Annotated in this window: 16 protein-coding genes; 10 read left to right on the top strand and 6 right to left on the bottom strand. The window is 55.7% G+C overall.

Annotated features, from left to right (window positions below; all coding sequences use genetic code 11):
- The first annotated feature begins 157 nt into the window (after window positions 1–157).
- Window positions 158–1,405, top strand: coding sequence for a PEGA domain-containing protein (locus J2741_RS03020; protein WP_209673566.1), 1,248 nt, complete (start codon window positions 158–160; stop codon window positions 1,403–1,405).
- 626 nt (window positions 1,406–2,031) lie between these two features.
- On the opposite strand, the gene J2741_RS03025 is transcribed toward J2741_RS03020, so the two are convergent.
- Complete coding sequence (locus J2741_RS03025) at window positions 2,032–2,529, bottom strand: hypothetical protein (RefSeq protein ID WP_209673567.1); 498 nt, start codon at window positions 2,527–2,529, stop codon at window positions 2,032–2,034.
- A gap of 124 nt (window positions 2,530–2,653) precedes the next feature.
- On the opposite strand from J2741_RS03025, the gene J2741_RS03030 reads away from it, so the two are divergent.
- Genes J2741_RS03030 through J2741_RS03060 form a run of 7 tightly spaced genes read left to right on the top strand, consistent with a single transcriptional unit; the run spans window position 2,654 to window position 9,099 of the window.
- Window positions 2,654–2,914 carry a hypothetical protein gene (locus tag J2741_RS03030; protein WP_209673568.1) on the top strand — a complete coding sequence of 87 codons (261 nt, stop codon included), beginning with the start codon at window positions 2,654–2,656 and terminating at the stop codon, window positions 2,912–2,914.
- Window positions 2,911–4,674, top strand: a complete 1,764-nt coding sequence (locus tag J2741_RS03035; protein WP_209673569.1) for a hypothetical protein — start codon at window positions 2,911–2,913, stop codon at window positions 4,672–4,674. Before J2741_RS03030 ends, J2741_RS03035 begins: the two co-directional genes overlap by 4 nt.
- On the top strand, window positions 4,664–5,560 hold the full coding sequence (locus tag J2741_RS03040; RefSeq protein WP_209673570.1) for a DUF4350 domain-containing protein: 897 nt from the start codon (window positions 4,664–4,666) through the stop codon (window positions 5,558–5,560). Before J2741_RS03035 ends, J2741_RS03040 begins: the two co-directional genes overlap by 11 nt.
- Window positions 5,557–6,525 (top strand): AAA family ATPase, encoded by a 969-nt coding sequence (locus tag J2741_RS03045; protein ID WP_209673571.1) that lies wholly within the window; start codon window positions 5,557–5,559, stop codon window positions 6,523–6,525. Before J2741_RS03040 ends, J2741_RS03045 begins: the two co-directional genes overlap by 4 nt.
- A gap of 3 nt (window positions 6,526–6,528) precedes the next feature.
- A complete protein-coding gene (locus J2741_RS03050; protein WP_209673572.1) occupies window positions 6,529–7,857 on the top strand; it encodes a DUF58 domain-containing protein in 1,329 nt (442 codons plus the stop codon).
- Window positions 7,854–8,333 carry a hypothetical protein gene (locus J2741_RS03055; protein ID WP_209673573.1) on the top strand — a complete coding sequence of 160 codons (480 nt, stop codon included), beginning with the start codon at window positions 7,854–7,856 and terminating at the stop codon, window positions 8,331–8,333. Before J2741_RS03050 ends, J2741_RS03055 begins: the two co-directional genes overlap by 4 nt.
- Window positions 8,323–9,099: a hypothetical protein gene (locus J2741_RS03060; protein WP_209673574.1), complete on the top strand. Its 777-nt coding sequence runs from the start codon at window positions 8,323–8,325 to the stop codon at window positions 9,097–9,099. The genes J2741_RS03055 and J2741_RS03060 overlap by 11 nt, the downstream gene beginning before the upstream one ends.
- Here the strand turns inward: J2741_RS03060 and J2741_RS03065 are convergent.
- The 3 genes from J2741_RS03065 to J2741_RS03075 form a co-directional block, all read right to left on the bottom strand.
- Window positions 9,080–10,060 (bottom strand): DUF1616 domain-containing protein, encoded by a 981-nt coding sequence (locus J2741_RS03065; RefSeq protein WP_209673575.1) that lies wholly within the window; start codon window positions 10,058–10,060, stop codon window positions 9,080–9,082. The genes J2741_RS03060 and J2741_RS03065 overlap by 20 nt on opposite strands.
- A 7-nt stretch (window positions 10,061–10,067) precedes the next feature.
- Window positions 10,068–10,991 carry a hypothetical protein gene (locus tag J2741_RS03070; RefSeq protein WP_209673576.1) on the bottom strand — a complete coding sequence of 308 codons (924 nt, stop codon included), beginning with the start codon at window positions 10,989–10,991 and terminating at the stop codon, window positions 10,068–10,070.
- A gap of 439 nt (window positions 10,992–11,430) precedes the next feature.
- Window positions 11,431–11,793 carry a tetratricopeptide repeat protein gene (locus tag J2741_RS03075; protein ID WP_209673577.1) on the bottom strand — a complete coding sequence of 121 codons (363 nt, stop codon included), beginning with the start codon at window positions 11,791–11,793 and terminating at the stop codon, window positions 11,431–11,433.
- 91 nt (window positions 11,794–11,884) lie between these two features.
- Between J2741_RS03075 and J2741_RS03080 the strand changes: the two genes are divergently transcribed.
- Complete coding sequence (locus J2741_RS03080; RefSeq protein WP_209673578.1) at window positions 11,885–12,076, top strand: hypothetical protein; 192 nt, start codon at window positions 11,885–11,887, stop codon at window positions 12,074–12,076.
- A 37-nt stretch (window positions 12,077–12,113) separates the two neighbouring features.
- Here the strand turns inward: J2741_RS03080 and J2741_RS03085 are convergent, their stop codons facing one another.
- Entirely contained in the window at window positions 12,114–12,476 is a 363-nt protein-coding gene (locus J2741_RS03085) for a tetratricopeptide repeat protein (protein WP_209673579.1), read from the bottom strand.
- A 325-nt stretch (window positions 12,477–12,801) separates the two neighbouring features.
- Window positions 12,802–13,164 (bottom strand): tetratricopeptide repeat protein, encoded by a 363-nt coding sequence (locus J2741_RS03090; RefSeq protein WP_209673580.1) that lies wholly within the window; start codon window positions 13,162–13,164, stop codon window positions 12,802–12,804.
- Window positions 13,165–13,669: 505 nt separating this feature from the next.
- Here J2741_RS03090 and J2741_RS03095 point away from each other — a divergent pair.
- The gene (locus J2741_RS03095; protein WP_209673581.1) at window positions 13,670–17,596 is read left to right on the top strand and encodes a PAS domain S-box protein; all 3,927 of its coding nucleotides are present in this window, start codon (window positions 13,670–13,672) and stop codon (window positions 17,594–17,596) included.
- The last annotated feature ends 159 nt before the right edge of the window (window positions 17,597–17,755 follow it).

Below are 17,755 nucleotides of genomic sequence, written 5' to 3' on the forward strand. Positions count from 1 at the left end.
GCAGGAGTTGATAAATCTCCCGATGTGGCCGCGCGGATGTTTTTTTTTCCAAAAATCCTGCCTCACGGGTGAGGAGGAGGGTGCTGAAAATTAATTCAGGTAATTTTATTTATCTCACAAACGCTAGGATTATTTGGTTGATACTAGTATGAACCGGTTGATATTAGTCTGGGGGGTTTTAATACTCATTCTTGCCGTTCCGGCCTGCGCTGCCGTTTCGGTCACGGTCGATCCGCACCAGATCGGCCAGTCGGGAACAGTGAGCGTACATTATTCGGGACTACCTGATGGAACGAACTGTTCCCTCCGGGTCCAGGCATTCATGGACGTGGACCCCGGGTCCGACTTCCTTTTCAGGGCGGGAAACGTGAGCCTGCCCTTCGACCTCGGGATCGTGACCTTTACCGTGAAGAACCAGAATACCGCGTATAACCGGATCGTAATCCGTGAATGGGAGAACGAGCCGGGTGAGGAGGGCTATGACGAGATCACGTTCGAAGGGCCCTCGGTTGACGGGACCTATTCGAAATCGGCGGTTTCGAGCAACGCCGAGGAGGGAGGAGATATCTGGCAGGTGGAGGACTCGTCCACCGCACTCTCTGCCGCGCGCAACGTGGTATTCAGCGGAGAGATAGCAGGCCAGAAGACCGGCGGTCCGTCGGAGGGGACGTTCGAGGTGCCCATCCTTGCCTCCAACCCGGGGACCCTTCGCTTTACCCTCGTCGCCGACGGGGAAGTAGCGGATTCGGATGAGATCGTGATCGGCTCTCCCGTTTCAAGGAGCGGAAGGATCTACATAACCTCGAACCCGTCCGGTGCCGGGGTATTCATCGACGGGGTGCTCTACGGCATGACCCCGGCAATGATCGTCGATGTCCCGCCGGGACAGCGGATCGTGACCCTCACCAAGGACGGGTATGTGCCGTGGAAAAAGACGGTGAATGTCCAGGCACAGCGGATCACCATGCTCACCGGAATAAAGCTCACGAAAGAGGGGCCGGAAACGGGGGCAATTTCCGTAATATCCATTCCATGGAGCGCTGCGGTATACCTGGACGACCAGTACAAAGGGCTCACACCCCTGACTATCCAGGGAGTAACCGCGGGCACCCACACACTGAAAGTAACAAAAGACGGGTACCGGGACTACAGCACGACGGTGACCGTATCTAGTGGCAGGACGACGAGAGTCCCCACGATACGGCTCGTTCGCGAGAGCATTCCCGTAACGGGTACCAGTGGGAGCGTATTCAATAACATCGGTCTCCTTAACGAATACGAGGAGAGTACGACAGTCACCGATGCAGGAGCCCTTCTCCAGGAGATCGGGGCACGCGATTCTTCGAGCCGGGGTGAGCTTATCCAGAACGCGCTTTCGCGGTTCCGGGCCCAACAAACCACCTGATTTTTTGCTGAAATCCCACTTTTTTAAATTCCTCCGCGCTCTTGTTTACACGGATTATTTACGAATTGTTTTGCTCTGTTGCATCCTCGATCTCCTTCATTTATGAGTGTATTTTCAAGGCTTGCCAGGGATAGATCAAATCTCTCGCATATGACGCTCCAGGGGCTCTGCCCCACCGCTGCGGCGCCCCAACGGGATATGCCTGGACTGTCGCAGGCCCAGAATCTTTTTCTATTTGAAATTAAGCGACTTCAGCACAGGGTAGTGTTTTGCCAGGAATGTCGCGCCGGGGGCTGCCACAGTGGCGGGGGCGAAGCCCCCAAGAACGTCACGTAATAAGGATGTCAATAAAGTCAATTGTTGATATCGCGCCCGGGGGCTGCCCAAGAGGCGGAGACAGAGCCTCAAAGAACGTCTCAATGCGAGGACGTCAACCAGGTCCCGAATCTTTTTTCCCTGCTCCGTGAGTTCCCGGCCGAACCATTCATTATGACAGCCGGCGGCTTCGATATTCCTTTAAAAAAATTTAATCCTGAAGAGTATCGCTCACTCAATACCTGCAAATCGCCGGGACACACCATCGGATACCCCCGGAACGAACCCTGCGGGAGTGTCTCCAAAAAAATTCAGGGGAGTGCCCTCGAAAGGGGCGGAATTCCTGTGGAGTCGTAAAATACTTCCTGGTATCCGTCAGGGAACCGGACAATTGTCCGGTCGGGGGAAAAGTCCGGTCTGACCAGCGGCGCAAACCAGTACCCATTCAGGGCCTGCTCGGCAGACGCAAATGAGAGCCCGGGAGTGTTCATGATCACCTCTCCATTCTCCTCCCTCACGGTTGCAAATTGTTCCACCGTGAATTCGGCCCGGGTATTCCCCACGTTCTGTATCTCCACGTTTTTATGGAGATTCGATTCCAGTGCGGACTTCAACTCCTTTCCCGGGTCCGCTATTCGCAGGAATATGGCAACATTTTCCAGGAACGAGAGGGAATAGTCGAACTGTATCTCTGCGTCCCCCTGATCGTCCAGGGAGATTGTCAACTCTCGTGCAACGAATGCCTGACCGGGGGCGACCAGAAGGATCGCCACCATGATCAGCACGAGCGCACCACTTCGCGTCTCCATACTGATATCGCCAGTGCAGGGGTTGGCCTGAACCGCATTAACCTTTTCCTACCCCGGATGAAGGGCAGACTTTTCAAAACCTCCGATACCCTCATCTGGAGAAAAGTCATATCTCCTAAAAAGGATGCATAAAAAGAGGATCGCCCTCCTGGCACTCACGCTCTGGTTAATTTTGATAATTGCGTTCATGCTCCTTGCCAGGACGCTCGATCTGGAAATATTCTTCGTACTCTGGCTGATAGGTATTCTCGTGATAGTGGAGCTGGTATCCGGTGCCTCGGCCACCCCACGGTACCTGAAATATCTCAGGTTCGTAATTGCTGCCGGCGTGATCATCTTCGGGGCAATCGTCGCCCAGAAAGTACTGGAGATATTGAGTCGATGACCCGGGCACTCGCTGGAATAGTCGTTATTTCGGTGCTCACGGCATTCGCACTGGTTTTCGTCGGCATGCACGCGGCCTCCCCGCTCCTTTATAACCCCTCGTTCGACGGCTCCACGCCGTCGCATACCAACCCTGCGGGGCTGGACAAGACCGGCAACAACGAGGCCGAACGTCTTCTGCCCCTCATGAGCGATCTGCTCGACTCACCCGGGACGGTAATGGTGAACATCAGGTATGGGGACCTGGACCTGGCGCAACGGGACTTCGAGGAATTTTCCGAGATGGCCAGGTCGCTCGACACGCTTGTGGTGAACCTGGAGATGTCGGAGAGCGAGATCGAGGAGTTCCGACGCATGAACCGAAAAAACCTGGAAATCATGAACGAGCTCCTCAACAGCACCTCCAGGCTGGACGAACTCCGTACACTCGAGGTCCGGTTCAGGGATTCCAACGATCCTCAGGCGATGACCAGCATCACGTATGAAGGGGAGGCACTAAGGAAAAAAGTCCGCGGACTGCTCACGGATTACGAGTCACAGCGCGAACCGATGACCCGGACCGGGGAAGACCTGGAACTCGATACCACGGAGTACCAGGAAAGTCATCAGATCTTCGAGGAGATAGTGAGGAGCATCGAGGAAGAACAGGATACCAGGAGCAGGGATCTCCCGGTTCCCGTTGATGACCCTTACCGGATCACCCTAAGGACCTCGCCCCCGGTGGTATTCTATCACGATACCCTGGTGATCTCGGGATTCCTTTCCGGGCCACAGACCACGGGGGTCGAGATCGCCATATTCATCGACTCCCGTCAGGAGGCGAGCGTGTTTACAGATTCTTCCGGGATGTTCTTCCACCGGGTGTATATCGATTCCATGAGCGCGGGAGGACATACCGTGTTCGTCACATTCAGGGATAGTACGTTCTCGGATATCCATTCCTTCACCGTTGAGACGCTCCCCACGACCCTGACCCTTGCCTCCCCCTCGCCGGGGAAAGGGGGCTATTCGGCGTACGGGGTCCTTTCCGCACCGGACCGTCCGGTGACAGGAGCAGGGGTGAGCATACTTGTCGATGGAAAGGTGACCCGAAAAGTCGTCACAGGGAACGACGGTAGTTATCAGGCGGTGATTCCTCTCGCGGCCGGGGAACACGATATTAAGGCTGTTTTTACGCCACTGGGCCTTCCGCTCGGCCCGTCGGAGAGCGGGAGCCGTCACATTGTAGTCAGGCCTGAAGATGCCCCTGTGACCATTCCCGGCCTTTATTCCATCCTTTTTGGCGCCATCGTCATCGCGGCGTCCTCGGGCGGGGCTTATTATTATCTCAGGCGAAGGCCCGGGATCCCGTACAGGTCCCTGCCAGGTGAATTCCCGCCGGGTGAAATCACGGTCTCCCCGCTCCCGGGGACTCCGGGGGCCGCCCCGGAAACCTCCGCGGTCCCGTTTGCAATCCGGGCGGACGAGACTCTGGAATACTACAGGAGGGAAGAAAATTCCCGGGAAGCTGCGCGGTTGCTGTTCCTGTTCCTGCGGACGGAGATAACCGCCCGCCTCGGGCTGCGGCACGAAAGGTCGATCACCGCCCGGGAGATGGTAAAATCTTCGGAAGGGAGAGCATTCTTCTCACCTCTCCGGATATTTACCCAGATATACGAGAAGGTCCGGTACGATCGGGCGATCGCGGGACAGGATGAGAAAGACCGTATCGGCGCGGCATTCTCCGCAACCGCGGGGGTTCTGGAAGGTGATGAGCATTAGGTCATACTGGTGGATTGCAGGGGCGGTACTTGCCGGAGCGGTGATCCTGGTGGCGTTCCAGTTCTCGACTACCAATCTGGAATACAGCAGGTATAACCCGGGCTGGAACGGGACTTCCGCATTCGCCGGAATGATTGAGGCACACGGAGGCACGGATCTGTATTCCGCATCGGAACTTTCCGGGAAACAGGGGTCGATGCTCCTGATCATCGCCCCCCGCGGTGACCTTACCCAGGATGAACGGACGAAATACCGGGAATATTTGAACCGGGGGAATCTGCTGCTCCTTGCCGACGACCGCGGCGAAAGCAACGGCATCCTTTCCGCTCTCGGGAGCACGCTCCGCGTCTCCGCGGTAAACGTGTCCAGTGCCGACAGGGAGTACAATGATCCTTCGTCGGTGGATGCATATCCTGCGGGCGAAGATCCCCTCGTGAAAGGGCTGCAGACGATATGTCTTAACAGGCCGGCCGTCGTCAGGGGCGGGTCCCCGATGCTCGAGACTTCGCTCCTGACCTGGGTCGATGAAAACGGCAACGGCAGGCTGGACGGGGGAGAAGCGCTCTCGCGCTCCACGATCATGAGCTCGGAGACACTCGGGAATGGCACAATCTATGTACTGGCGGACCCAAGTATCTTCATCAACGGGATGCTTGACCCCCCCGCATGTGAAGGAAACCACGCGCTGGTGGAGCGGATCCTCACCGCAGCACCGGGAGGCGTGATGATCGACCAGGTGCATGGGATGACGGGATCCGAGGACGGAGCGATCGGACTGATAAACATCATGAAAAGCACGACCCTTATCAGGGCCGTTGCGCTTCTTCTCACTGTTCTGGGGGTAATGGCAATCTATCGGACGATAAAGAAGCGGGGTGGTTCATGACTGATTTAAAAGACGAACTCGCCAGGATCCCTGATATTTATTCCGAGATCCTTGACCGAATGGGAAAATTCGTTGTGGGAAACGAAGACCTTATCCTCCTTTGCATGGTAGGAATGCTTTCGGGGGGGCACCTCCTTGTCGAAGGGACACCCGGTACCGGCAAGACCTCCATCGTCAAAGCACTCGCGAAAATTTCGGGATGCGGATTTTCGCGGTTCCAGTGTGCGGTGGACAGCCAGCCCGCGGATATTATCGGGGTACGGATCTTCGAACCCGATTCCCAGGAATTTTCGTTGAGAAGAGGACCCATCTTTACCAATTTCCTGCTGATCGACGAGATAAACCGGCTCGCACCGAAGACCCAGAGCGGATTTATCGAGGCGATGAGCGAACGGCAGGCGACGATCGACGGGATAACGATCCCCATCGACGCCCCGTTCATGGTCATCGCCACCCAGAATCCCTTCGAGTTCGAAGGGACCTTTCCCCTGATCGAGGCACAGAAAGACCGGTTCATGTTCAGCATGGTCCTTTCCCACCTGGACGAAAACGGGGAGATGGAGATCATCCGGCGCGAACATCAGGGAAACCTGGACTGGATAACGTATTACGATCAGCTGGAACCGGTAATGGATGCTGATCTGATCAACCGCTACGTCGATGCGACCCGCGAGGTATTCATCGAAGAGCACCTGCTGGAGTACATCCGGGACCTTGTGATGGCCACCAGGAAACACAGCGATATCCACCTGGGGGCGAGTTCCAGGGCGTCAATCGCGCTGGTCAGGGGGAGCAAAGCGCTCGCCGCCCTGAATAACAGGACCTACGTAATTCCAGACGATGTCAAGTGGCTCGCACCGAGGGTGCTCGAACACAGGATAATCCTCGAGAGAGAGGCAGAGATCTCCGAATTGACCGTCTCCCAGATCATCGGGGAGATCGTCGGGAACGTAGAGGTGCCATAGCCCGTGCGGCCCACCCCTGCCCTTTCGGCCCTGGCAGTCCTTGCCGTGACCATGGAGATTTACGCATGGATCTTTGACGACCCTGCAGCCGTGATGGCAGGAGCAATGATCCTCATCGTTGCGGGTGCAAGAGCAGTCGCGTTCCAGCACGCACTCGCTTCGACCGCCGCATCAGCCACCTGCAGCCGGCGGACAGAAAATCTCATTCTCCGGCAGGGGGGCAGTACCTCGGTGGAAACCACCGTTTCTCTCGTTGCGCCGAAAGGGGCATGCATCGAGCTCACCGACCTTACACCCCCCGGGGGATCGGTAATCCAGGGGGATACCACCTGGAGGACCACGGGTACCGGTTACCCGGACCGCTCTACACTCCGGTACAGGCTGGCCTATTTTGCCACAGGCGAGCTCCTCTTCGGCGGGATCACAATCGCAGTGAAAGACCCTTTTTTTTCGGCCCGCGTGCACCTGTCGGGAGATTCATTCAGGAGACCTGCGGTATTTGTCGAACCGCTCAACCAGTTTTCAGGGAAATCAGGCCTGGAAGGCACGGGGGAGCGGGAGCTCGAGAGGATTACCCCGCTCAAGGGGTATGGAATCCGGGCGTTCCGGCTGTACAGGGATGGGGACGACCCACGGGCCATCGACTGGAAACTCACTGCCAAACATGGAAAAACATATGTCAGGGAATATGCGGGGCTGGCGGGCGCCCCTCCCCTCCTGGTTATCGACCTTCCCGGTCCCGGACAGGAGGGGAATCCGGCGGCGTTCGACCAGATCCTGGGTGCGGTCAACGATGCGATCATCCGCGGGGGAGTGTACGATAATTCCTGCGGGCTGCTTCTCATCTCGGGCCCGAACCTGATAAAATTCGTTCCTGCCGAAAGGTCAACGCTCCATGCCCGGCGGCTGATCGATGAAGCAGGCCGGATGCCACGGGTGTATTCCTCTTTTCGGAGCCTTGAACCCTCGTCCGCACGGGGGATGCAGGTAAAGATCGCGCAGGAACGCACGGAATTAACGGGCGGAAACGGACCTGGCGGGGTGGATGACCATCTCCTCCGCCTTTCGGAGGTCTACCGGGGATTCCTTCCCGGCATGCGCACCCCGACCTTCGACCTGCAGGTCAGGAACGTGATGAGAGCGAGGAAAAATTCTGCCGTCTATGTGTTCAGCCTGTACCAGGGCGATCTCAGCCATCTTCGATCGCTGGTCCTCCAATCACGGCAAGCAGGGTGCGAGACGGTGCTCCAGGTACCGTCTGCGCTGCCGGACGGAGGGGGGAGCGGGGAACTCACCATGATTCGCGGGGTCGACACCGTGGTGATAAAATGATCTCCCGATGGAGACTTGGGGTCACGGTCGTGGCGGGCCTGGCATTCGTCGCCTCGGGTGTGGCCGTATCATGGAACAACCAGGCATTTCTGCTGATCGCCGGGCTGCTGGTCCTTTATCTTGCAGTCCTTCTGGCATCGGTGAGAAAGGATCTCGGAGGAGTGTATCCGGTGTGCGCGGGCCAGCCCCCTGTTATCCTGCTCGCGGCGATCAGCCCCATTTTTTCGCTCGCAGGAGAACTCCTGGTTATCGGTCTCGGGGTGGGGATCGAACTCCGCGCCTGGTCGGCCCGGGAAGGCTATCTTCTGCTTGGATCGCTGGTTGCAGCAGGAATTGCCGGGATGGTGCTCATGATCCCGGTCCATGCGGGTCTCCTCCCCCTGCTCGTGCTGGTGCTCGCAGGGGCGGGCACCGGACTCCTGCTGCTGAACGAACAGCGTATCAATCTCGTGTTCAGAGGGAAGCATGAAGGTTAAAGGATTTTCTGATTATACGCTTGCCGGGGGGATCATCCTCGGGGCGGCGGCACTGCTCCTGGGAGTGGCATGGTTCACCAACCGGTCTGACATCACCACGGCAACTCTTTTCCTGGCGGGGGTGGGCTGTTTCCTCGGGGGGATATTCATGCTTACCTTCATGAAAGAAGAAAATCCCCACCCGGGCGCGGTTGCGCTCCTTGGCCGTGCCGAGAGCCTCAATATCTCCCGGATGTGTTCGGACCTGGGGGTCAGGGGTGATGCCTGGATACTCCCGGGCGCTCATCATGGGGACCTGTGGCAGTTTATACCGGTTGCCGACGGGATCCCCCCCGAACCGGTCAGGGATTTTTCTTACATGGTCCAGGGCGGGACCCCCGGCGTGGTACTCGTCCCGGCAGGGAAGCCGCTTCTGGAGATGCTCTTTCGCGACCATTCCCTGATCCTCCCGGAAAACGAGTCGGAACTGCCCTCTACCATCAGGGAAGTTTTCGAGGATGTTCTCGAGATCGCCTCCGGGGCACACGCCGCCCTTGAAGGGGACCAGTGGGTGGTTACCCTGACAGGCTACCGGTTGTTCGAGGGGTGCAGGTATATCAACGCGGCATCCCCGAAGTGCTGCACCATGAATCCCTGCGGGGCATGCTCCCTGGCGGGGTGCATGTTCACCGCGGCGCTCGGGCGTCCCCACCAAATCTCAAGGGTCGAACTTATGGAGAGAGAACAGGGTATCCGGATATTCTGCATCACCGGGGCCGTACCGTGATCCAGAGGTGAAGGTCCCGGTAACTCGCGTTGATCCTGTCCTGTCCCCGGACCTCTGCCCCGGGGGCCTGGTCGATGAACAGGAGGAACTGGATCTGATTATACCCGGTCTCGTTGACCCTGAACGGTAACTTCTCCTGGTAGGTCTGGTTATCGGGAAGATCGACCCTCTGCTGCGACATCTCATCCATTTTAATGATGGACGAGGCACCCGAAGCCGGATCCGATTCCCTGTCGAGGAGCCATACCTCGACGAAATAGCTCGCATTCCGGTACTCGTGGTTCCCGATCCCCACGATCACCTCCTGCGGATCCCCTGTCCTGATCATGGTGGGGTAATCCGAGGCCTTACCCTCGCTGCCCAGGATATAAAATTCGGTGAATTTTTCCCCTTCCTTTGGCACCGCGATCACGTACGCGGTAGCGACCAGGGCGCCCGCGATGGCGATCAGGAGCAGGACCGAGAGTGCCCGGTCGGTCTTTCCTGCCGAAGGATCGAAAAACTCGGCTTTGAACGCAACGGACAAGCCCCTGAAAGGGACCGAAAACCGCGCTTCAGGAGCAATCTGCGCCCTCCTGAACTGGGCCACGATCGCCATAGCCAGTGTAAATATGGCCAGGCTGATCACCAGGGGGTCGAGACGGATTCCCCAGGGAGTATAATTCAACACCAGGCCGATGAGGGGAACCACTGCAATGGAGAGCCCGAATGAGAGCGCCAGCCGTTCGATACCGTCGATCTCCGTCTTCCCGGGGAATAACGCACATATAAGGGAATACCCGGGAAAGAAGAGGATCATGGGGAGCGCGATGATAACCCGGAGGAACGTCCCGTTCACTATCGGGATGTAAATGACCGCCGCGCTCGCGATGGTCCAAAGATACACCAAAGCCAGGTCCGGGGGGGTATTCCGGGGGGAGAACGCGTCCAGGACGCCGGCCCCCGCATTATGCTCGTCCATGTGTGTATCAGCGTCTCATGAAGAACAAAAGTCCGGACAGGCAGAGTGCACCAAGAATTGTCAGGAACCCGAGGGGTATTTTTCCTGCAGGCTGGGGAGTGGTTACGGCGGTATGCATCGGGGTCCCGTCGGCCGGGGGCACAGTGGTAGAAATTCCGCTCGCGACCGTCGTCACGGGTTCATCTCCGGGAATTGTCGGAACTGTCCCGGTCGTTTGCACCGAGGTCGGCGACACGGTATCAGTGATGACTGCTGCGCTCCCACCTGAGGTACCTCCTCCCGAGGACGGAGCGGAGGTACTGGTCGGGGATACGGTCGGGAACGCGGTGCCTGACGGCACTCCGTTTCCAATGGTGATGGTCCTGTCGAGGACGAGGTTCCCGTCAATCGTTACCTTCACCCGGATGCTCCCATCCGAGATACCGTCCGGGATGAACGATATTTCGGAATTATCGGGCCCCCGTTTCACGCCCGCGAGGGAAATGCCCGAGGATACGATACCCGCACCGGCGGAGGGGGTTCCCGAGAGCCTCAGATAATCGTAGGTTCCTGCGGGGATCGTCCCGGATTCCGAGGCTGAAAAGACCCCGTTCACAGAATTTCCTACTTTTTTCACCGTGGTATCATTCTTTTTTACCTCGAGCACGTTATAGTCCGTGTCATAGAGGGTTGCCTTGATCTGGCCTGATTCAAGCGTAAAAGGCATCACAAACCGGGAGGTCTCGAAGGTGAAGTCCTGGCCTTGCTGGACCGCGAACCTTCCCTCGATCCCGATTGAAAATGTCTGATTGTCTCCCAGGTCCTGTATCGAGATGAACACCGTATCCCCGCGATCCAGGGTCGCAGGAGAGAGGGTGACCACAGTGGCTGCCGCGCTCGCGGCCAGGGCCAGGAGCAGGACCAGGCAGACACCGATTGATCGATTCCACATGTGCATCGTGCCTTTAGTGTAGTATATCGAAGCCGCCTGGCTTAAAATTGTGGTCGTCCGGGTTCAATCCGGGTGTGGTGAAACAGGACCGGAGCCGTTCTAAAAACCAGGGGGTTTGCGATCCCCCCATCGCAAAATGAGTACCAAGTACAATGCGGTTCGTAATGAGCCCAATCGCATCGTAGAGATATTTCCCCAAGCCCTCTCTGAGGGCATGAAATGTGTCGGGCACCCGGTACAATAAGCATATGCCATACACCGTTGCACGGCATAGTAAAAACAGACAAATAATATTCCGTTATTTCGCAGACGGTGGTGAATGGCGGTCCGGATGGAATCGCGGCTCCACAGAATTTATTTAGAGATTATATGATTCTTTTCAAAAAACGCATGCATGTATAAATGAAAATGCCGGAGGCATTTTCAATAAAAATAGTCGTTACCCTCCCATCGCGATTAGAACACCCTGATTGATGCAGGCGAGGCCCTCGTCCTCTCTTCCGACCTTCTTCAGGGTGATGCCTTTATTGAACAAGCATTCGGCGTTCTGGGGATCGCATTTGAGGGCATTGTCGTAACACGCGATCGCCTCCTCGTGTCTCCCCACGGAATCGAGGGCATTGGCCTTGCTGTGCCATGCCGAGGCGAGCGTGTGTACCGAAGAACTTGCAAGCGCCTGATCGTAGTACTCCATGGCCTTTGGAAGCTCTCCCTTATGCATCATCTCATCGCCGTATCGTATCCAGATCCCGGCGTCGTTCGTACTTTCGGTCGTGTGTTTTGTGCGGTCTGCAGTATTCATTTTTTTTACCCCCCACCATCGGGTTTCATGTTCTCCCCCCGATGGCTGATTGATGAATAATATCGGTCTAAATATATTTTTATGCACTAATATGCTGCATGTCGACGGTGCATGCCCACAGCGCCGGGTTGATATGCCGGGCATTGATCCGGCGGTATTTTCACCGGAAATTATTCCTTTCATGTTTCAGGGGGTTATTTATTCTTCCCGTATCAGCAGACCTGCGTATCGCGGATTCTGCCACACTATCAATTCGATCTCCGGCGGCGGAGAGCAGGGTTGAGAGAAGCCGGGGCTGTAAATGGTCTGAAAAAAGGTTGTTATCTTCCCATCGCGATCCGGACACCGTGGTTGATGCAGGCGAGGCCCTCGTCCTCTTTCCCGACCTTCTTCAGGGTCAGGCCCTTATTGAACCAGCACTCGGCGTTCTGGGGATCGCATTTCAGGGCATTGTCGTAACACGCGATCGCCTCATCATGTCTCCCCACGGAATCGAGGGCATTGGCCTTGCTGTGCCATGCCGAGGCGAGCGTGTGTACCGAAGAACTTGCGAGCGCCTGGTCGTAGTACTCCATGGCCTTTGGAAGTTCTCCCTTATGCATCATCTCATCGCCGTATCGTATCCAGATCTCGGCGTCGTTCGTACTTTCGGTCGCGTGTTTTGTGCGGTCTGCAGTATTCATTTTTTTACCCCCCACCATCGGGTTTCATGTTCTCCCCCCGATGGCTGATTGATGAATAATATCGGTCTAAATATATTTTTATGCACTAATAGGCTGCATGTCGACGGTGCATGCCCACAGCGCCGGGTTGAAATGCCGGGCATTGATCCGGCAGTATTTTCCCCAGGTAATATTCCCCCTTTCTTGATTTCCGGCTGTCCGGTTATTCTTCCCGTAAGAGACCGGACTCCTGTATCATGAGGCAGTCCGATCATCAGGTCTATCGCAGGTGGCAGAGAGCGGAAGCCAGGATCAGGATGGTCCCAAAATAGTTCGAAAAAAGGTGTTATCTTCCCATCGCGATCAGAACGCCCTGGTTGATGCAGGCGAGGCCCTCGTCCTCTTTCCCGACCTTCTTCAGGGTCAGGCCCTTATTGAACCAGCACTCGGCGTTCTGTGGATCACATTTAAGGGCATTATCGTAACACGCGATCGCCTCATCATGTCTTCCCACGGAATCGAGGGCATTGGCCTTGCTGTGCCATGCTGAAGCGAGCGTGTGTACCGAAGAACTTGCAAGCGCCTGATCGTAGTACTCCATGGCCTTTGGAAGCTCTCCCTTATGCATCATCTCATCGCCGTATCGTATCCAGATCTCGGCGTCGTTCGTACTTTCGGTCGCGTGTTTTGTGCGGTCTGCAGTATTCATTTTTTTACCCCCCACCATCGGGTTTCATGTTCTCCCCCCGATGGCTGATTGATGAATAATATCGGTCTAAATATATTTTTATGCACTAATATGCTGCATGTCGACGGTGCATGCCCACAGCGCCGGGTTGATATGCCGGGCATTGATCCGGCGGTATTTTCACCGGAAATTATTCCTCTTTATTGATTTCGAGCGCTTTGGTTATTTTTCTCCGCGCTGCCCGTCACATCCAGGCCGATAGTGCCATCGCCACGTCGGATCATCCGGAGCGGGGGTCTCCCCGGAATCCGGCTCATGCCCGGACAGTATCTTCAGGTCCGGGAACGCGAAAAGAGCACAATTCTTCGGACGATCCGGAGCCCTTCTTACCACACGCAACTGACATTTCTGTCAGGTCACGGTCGAATAAACTGTCACGGGTATATTTTTATGGGGATACAATTTGGGGGATACAATTAATGGGAGTTCCACGAAACACATCATCATTGATAAGGTGGGGTAAGGTATGGCACTCGAAGAGGAGACGATATCAAAGATCAAAGTCCTGCTCAAGCTCAACTCGCGCGGTCTTACGATAACGGAGATCTCCTCAAAACTGAAGATGAACAGAAATTCGGTGGCAAAGTACCTGGAGGTCCTGCTCATCTCGGGCCAGGTGGAGAGCTGTTCCTACGGGACCGCACGCGTCTTCTTCCTCTCTCACCGGATTCCCATATCTGCAATGCTCGGCATTTCTTCGGATCTTGTCCTCGCACTCGACGAGAACCATAAAATGGTGTTCTGTAACGAGAGCTTTCTGAAGTTCTTCGGACTCACCAGGGAAGAGATCATCGGGAAACATATCGTCGAAATTTACAAGAAAAACATCGAGGATATCTCATTTTCGGAGATATTCTCGGATATCCTGATAAATCCCGAGCTCACGAGGGAGATACAGATAAATAAGGCAGCTGAAATGTTTTTTTTCCGGATTAAAAGTATAAATACCGTATTCGACGACGGCGGACAGGGCATTACGATCCTCATGGAGGACATCACCCGGGAAAAAAAGTATAAACTCGAACTTGAGACAAAAGAAGCAAGATACAGGGGAATCGTGGAGGACCAGCCCGAGTTCATCACACGGTTCCGCCCCGACGGAACACTTTCCTTCGTCAATTCGACATACGCCCGGTATTACGGGAAAGATCCCGGAACCCTGATCGGAGAACCGTACATCTATGCCCTGCTCGAAGATGACAGGGATTCGGTGGATAGGACTATCCGCTCCCTCGCTATTGACGACCCCGTCGCCTCCTTCGACTGCAGGGTACTATGCCCTTCCGGCCAGGTCAGATGGCAGTCCTGGACGATCCGGGCATTCTTCGATGGTCAGGCGAACCCCGTGGAATACCAGGGGGTGGGCCGGGACAATATGGAGAAGCGTGAGGCTGCGGCAAAAATTCAGCAGCACATCGCGAATATGGAATTTTTGTCCCGGAAACTGCTGGAATTCTCCGAATTGCCGATGGACACGGGCATATTTGAAAAGATCGCCGCCGATCTCCAGGAACTTGCACCCGGATCCACGATATTCCTGAACTTGTTTTCAGAGCCGGATGAAAGCATGACGTTGAAAAGCCTCCTCCCTGAGCGCGACCGGGAACTGATTCACCGATACCTTGGCCGGGATCCCGTCGGCACTCAATATCACCTCAATCCCCAACTGTTCCGGGAATTGAGGATCGGTATCCTGCACAAAGTAGCTCTTCCGGTGTGTGATATCATCTCCCCCTCCCTGCCGGAATCAGTGTGCGAGGAAATATCGCGGGTGATAGAATCTGGCGATATATATGCCGTCGGCTTCGTGCGCGGGGGGAAACTCCTCGGAAATGCAATGATCGTGGTGCGGAAAAGCGCGGATGTTCCGGACCTCCCTTTGGTGGAGACGTATGTCCGCCAGGCGACCATCGCCCTTCAGCGCAGGCTTGCCGAAGATGCGCTGAAGGAGAGCGAGGAGTTGTACCGTAACGTGATCGAGAACATCCAGGATGTATTCTATCGCTCCGATCTTGAGGGAAGGCTGATCATGGCGAGCCCGAGCTGGGCCTCCGTGCTGGGGTACGCCGCCATGGACGAGTGCCTCGGAAAGAATATCGCGGATGCGTTTTATTTCGATCCCGCGGAAAGAAGCAGATTCCTGGAAGAGGTCCGGACCCATGGGGAGGTCCTCGATTACGAAGTGGTCCTGAAAAAGAAGGACGGCAGCCCCCTCCACGTTGCAGTGAGCAGTCACCTGTATTACGATAAATCGGGTGCCCCGCTCGGAATAGAAGGTATATTCAGGGATATGACAGAGCGCCACGAATCATCGGTGAAGATCCAGCGTTATCTTACCGAAAAGGAATTTTTTTCGAAAAAACTGCAGGAATTCATCGAATTGCCTCCAAAATCCGATATTTTCGAGAAAATTGGCCTGGATCTGAAATTTCTCATCCCGAAAGGGTATATTGTCGTGTGCACCTTCGATAATGCGACAGGGGTTATCACTCTCCGGAAGATGCTCATGGGACGTGACGCACACGACCTCTTTTCATCCTGTTTTGGCTGTGAGCCAGAGGGTTTTCAGCTCACCGCGACACCGGAGACCCGCAGAGGGATCCTTGAGGGACGCATCCTGCATGTAGACCGTTCGGAGTTTCCTCCCCTCTTTGAGGGAGCGCTTGGCAATGCGTTGAACGGTTTCATTGGGATGACCCGTATCAGGGAGATCTATGGAATCGGGCTCGTACGTGAGAATGAAGCGCTTGGTGTGGCCGGGGTCTTCCTCCCGGAAGATGCGGAGGTCCCGGATTTCCAGACGGTTGAAATTTACGTGCAGGCCGCCGCGATCGCTCTCCAGCGGCATATTGCTGAAGAGTCATTAAGCAAGAGCGAGGAACTGTTCTCGAAGATCACGGCACATTCTCCCTTCCCCATCTCGATCATCGCGGAGGATGGCAAATACCTGTTCATAAATTCCAGGTTCACCGAGACCTTCGGGTACGATCTTTCGGACTTCTCGACGGGCAGGGAATGGTTCCGGGTGGCGTATCCCGATCCGGAATACCGGAGATCGGTCATCGCCGCATGGTCCGGCGACCTGGAAGACTCCCAGGTCGGTTCGATGAGGCCCAGGACTTTCTCGGTCAGATGTAAAAACGGTGAGATAAAGGAGATCTTTTTCCGGCCCGTCACCCTGACCGACAACAAGCAGTTCGTGGTATACGAGGATATCACCGACCAGCGTGAGGCGGACCGGACCCGTCACCTCCTCTCATCCATCATCGAATCGACCATGGAAGCCGTGATCGGGAAGAGCGTCGATGGTATCGTGATCAGCTGGAACGCATCCGCCGAGCGGATATACGGGTACACCGCTGCCGAGATGATCGGGAAGCACATCAGTTCTATCATTCCTCCGGACCGGTTTCCCGAGATGGAGGAGATCATCGGAAGGGTCAGGCAGGGCATCCCTGTGGAGTACCTGGAGACCATCCGGATAAGGAAGGACGGATCTCCGGTCGATATCGGGATGTCTGTCTCGCCTATCAGGGACGAGAACGGCATCGTGATCGGGGCCTCGACTATTGCACGCGATATCTCGCAACAGAAAGCAGAGGAGCGACTGAGGGGGAAAGAAGAGGAGTATCGCGCTCTGGTCCAGGACATGGGCGTCGGGGTCTACCGGAGTACGGGTGATCCGATGGGACGATTTATCTGGGGAAATCCCGCCCTCGTCAGCATACTCGGGTATCCTTCTCTTGATCAGCTCAAAAACGTAAAAGTTGCGAGCATCTTTGCCGAACCGGACGGGAGAAAGCAACTCCTCGATGACCTTCGCAAGTACGGGTTCGTGAAGAACTGCCCGATCAGGTTGAAGACCCCGGACGGGAAGGTTCTGGCGGTCCGGGTCACTGCTCTTGCACAATTCGATTCTGCAGGAGAGGTTTCATGCATCAACGGACTCGTCGAGGATGTCACCAGTCTCCAGGAGGCCGAGATACGCCTCGAGGGAGCGAGGGAAGAGATCGGGTCCCTCATCGACTTCATCCCCCACCCGGCGTTTATAATCGACGAGGAGAAGCGTGTCGTCGCATGGAATACTGCGCTGGAAAAGATGACCGGCACCGGCAGGGCCGAGATTCTCGGTTCCTGTGACTATTCGGGCGCCTTCAGCAGTGTACTTCCTTCATGCCCCCCCTTAATCGACCTTATCGCCGAAGGGGATGAGGAAATTCTCAGGTATTATACCAATGTGAAGAGAGAAAACGGGAAGCTGACTGCCGAAAAATCCCTACCCGCAGGTACAGCGGGAACTGACGATCTGCCGGTCGTCACGATCGAAGCATCGTACCTCCGGGGACCGACGGGGGAGCCGATCGGAGGAATAGAAATCATTCACCTGCCGTAACATTTCCGACTTACGGTTGAACAGGATATTTTTCTCTGCTCCCTTTGTATCAGGATGCCTGGGGAAAACCCTTCATACCTCTTTTATTCCATAATAAGCACAGAAGTAAAATTATTATATTAAAATATATAATATTCTATGTTTTTTCTTTGTTTTTTT

The organism is Methanolinea mesophila (genome assembly GCF_017873855.1).
In the GTDB taxonomy this organism is placed as follows: domain Archaea; phylum Halobacteriota; class Methanomicrobia; order Methanomicrobiales; family Methanospirillaceae; genus Methanolinea_B; species Methanolinea_B mesophila.

Coding starts and splice junctions, on each gene's coding strand:
- J2741_RS03025 (WP_209673567.1), bottom strand. CDS start 2,529: ATGGAGACGCGAAGTGGTGCGCTCGTGCTGATCATGGTGGCGATCCTT.
- J2741_RS03030 (WP_209673568.1), top strand. CDS start 2,654: ATGCATAAAAAGAGGATCGCCCTCCTGGCACTCACGCTCTGGTTAATT.
- J2741_RS03035 (WP_209673569.1), top strand. CDS start 2,911: ATGACCCGGGCACTCGCTGGAATAGTCGTTATTTCGGTGCTCACGGCA.
- J2741_RS03040 (WP_209673570.1), top strand. CDS start 4,664: ATGAGCATTAGGTCATACTGGTGGATTGCAGGGGCGGTACTTGCCGGA.
- J2741_RS03045 (WP_209673571.1), top strand. CDS start 5,557: ATGACTGATTTAAAAGACGAACTCGCCAGGATCCCTGATATTTATTCC.
- J2741_RS03055 (WP_209673573.1), top strand. CDS start 7,854: ATGATCTCCCGATGGAGACTTGGGGTCACGGTCGTGGCGGGCCTGGCA.
- J2741_RS03060 (WP_209673574.1), top strand. CDS start 8,323: ATGAAGGTTAAAGGATTTTCTGATTATACGCTTGCCGGGGGGATCATC.
- J2741_RS03065 (WP_209673575.1), bottom strand. CDS start 10,060: ATGGACGAGCATAATGCGGGGGCCGGCGTCCTGGACGCGTTCTCCCCC.
- J2741_RS03070 (WP_209673576.1), bottom strand. CDS start 10,991: ATGTGGAATCGATCAATCGGTGTCTGCCTGGTCCTGCTCCTGGCCCTG.
- J2741_RS03075 (WP_209673577.1), bottom strand. CDS start 11,793: ATGAATACTGCAGACCGCACAAAACACACGACCGAAAGTACGAACGAC.
- J2741_RS03080 (WP_209673578.1), top strand. CDS start 11,885: ATGCTGCATGTCGACGGTGCATGCCCACAGCGCCGGGTTGATATGCCG.
- J2741_RS03085 (WP_209673579.1), bottom strand. CDS start 12,476: ATGAATACTGCAGACCGCACAAAACACGCGACCGAAAGTACGAACGAC.
- J2741_RS03090 (WP_209673580.1), bottom strand. CDS start 13,164: ATGAATACTGCAGACCGCACAAAACACGCGACCGAAAGTACGAACGAC.
- J2741_RS03095 (WP_209673581.1), top strand. CDS start 13,670: ATGGCACTCGAAGAGGAGACGATATCAAAGATCAAAGTCCTGCTCAAG.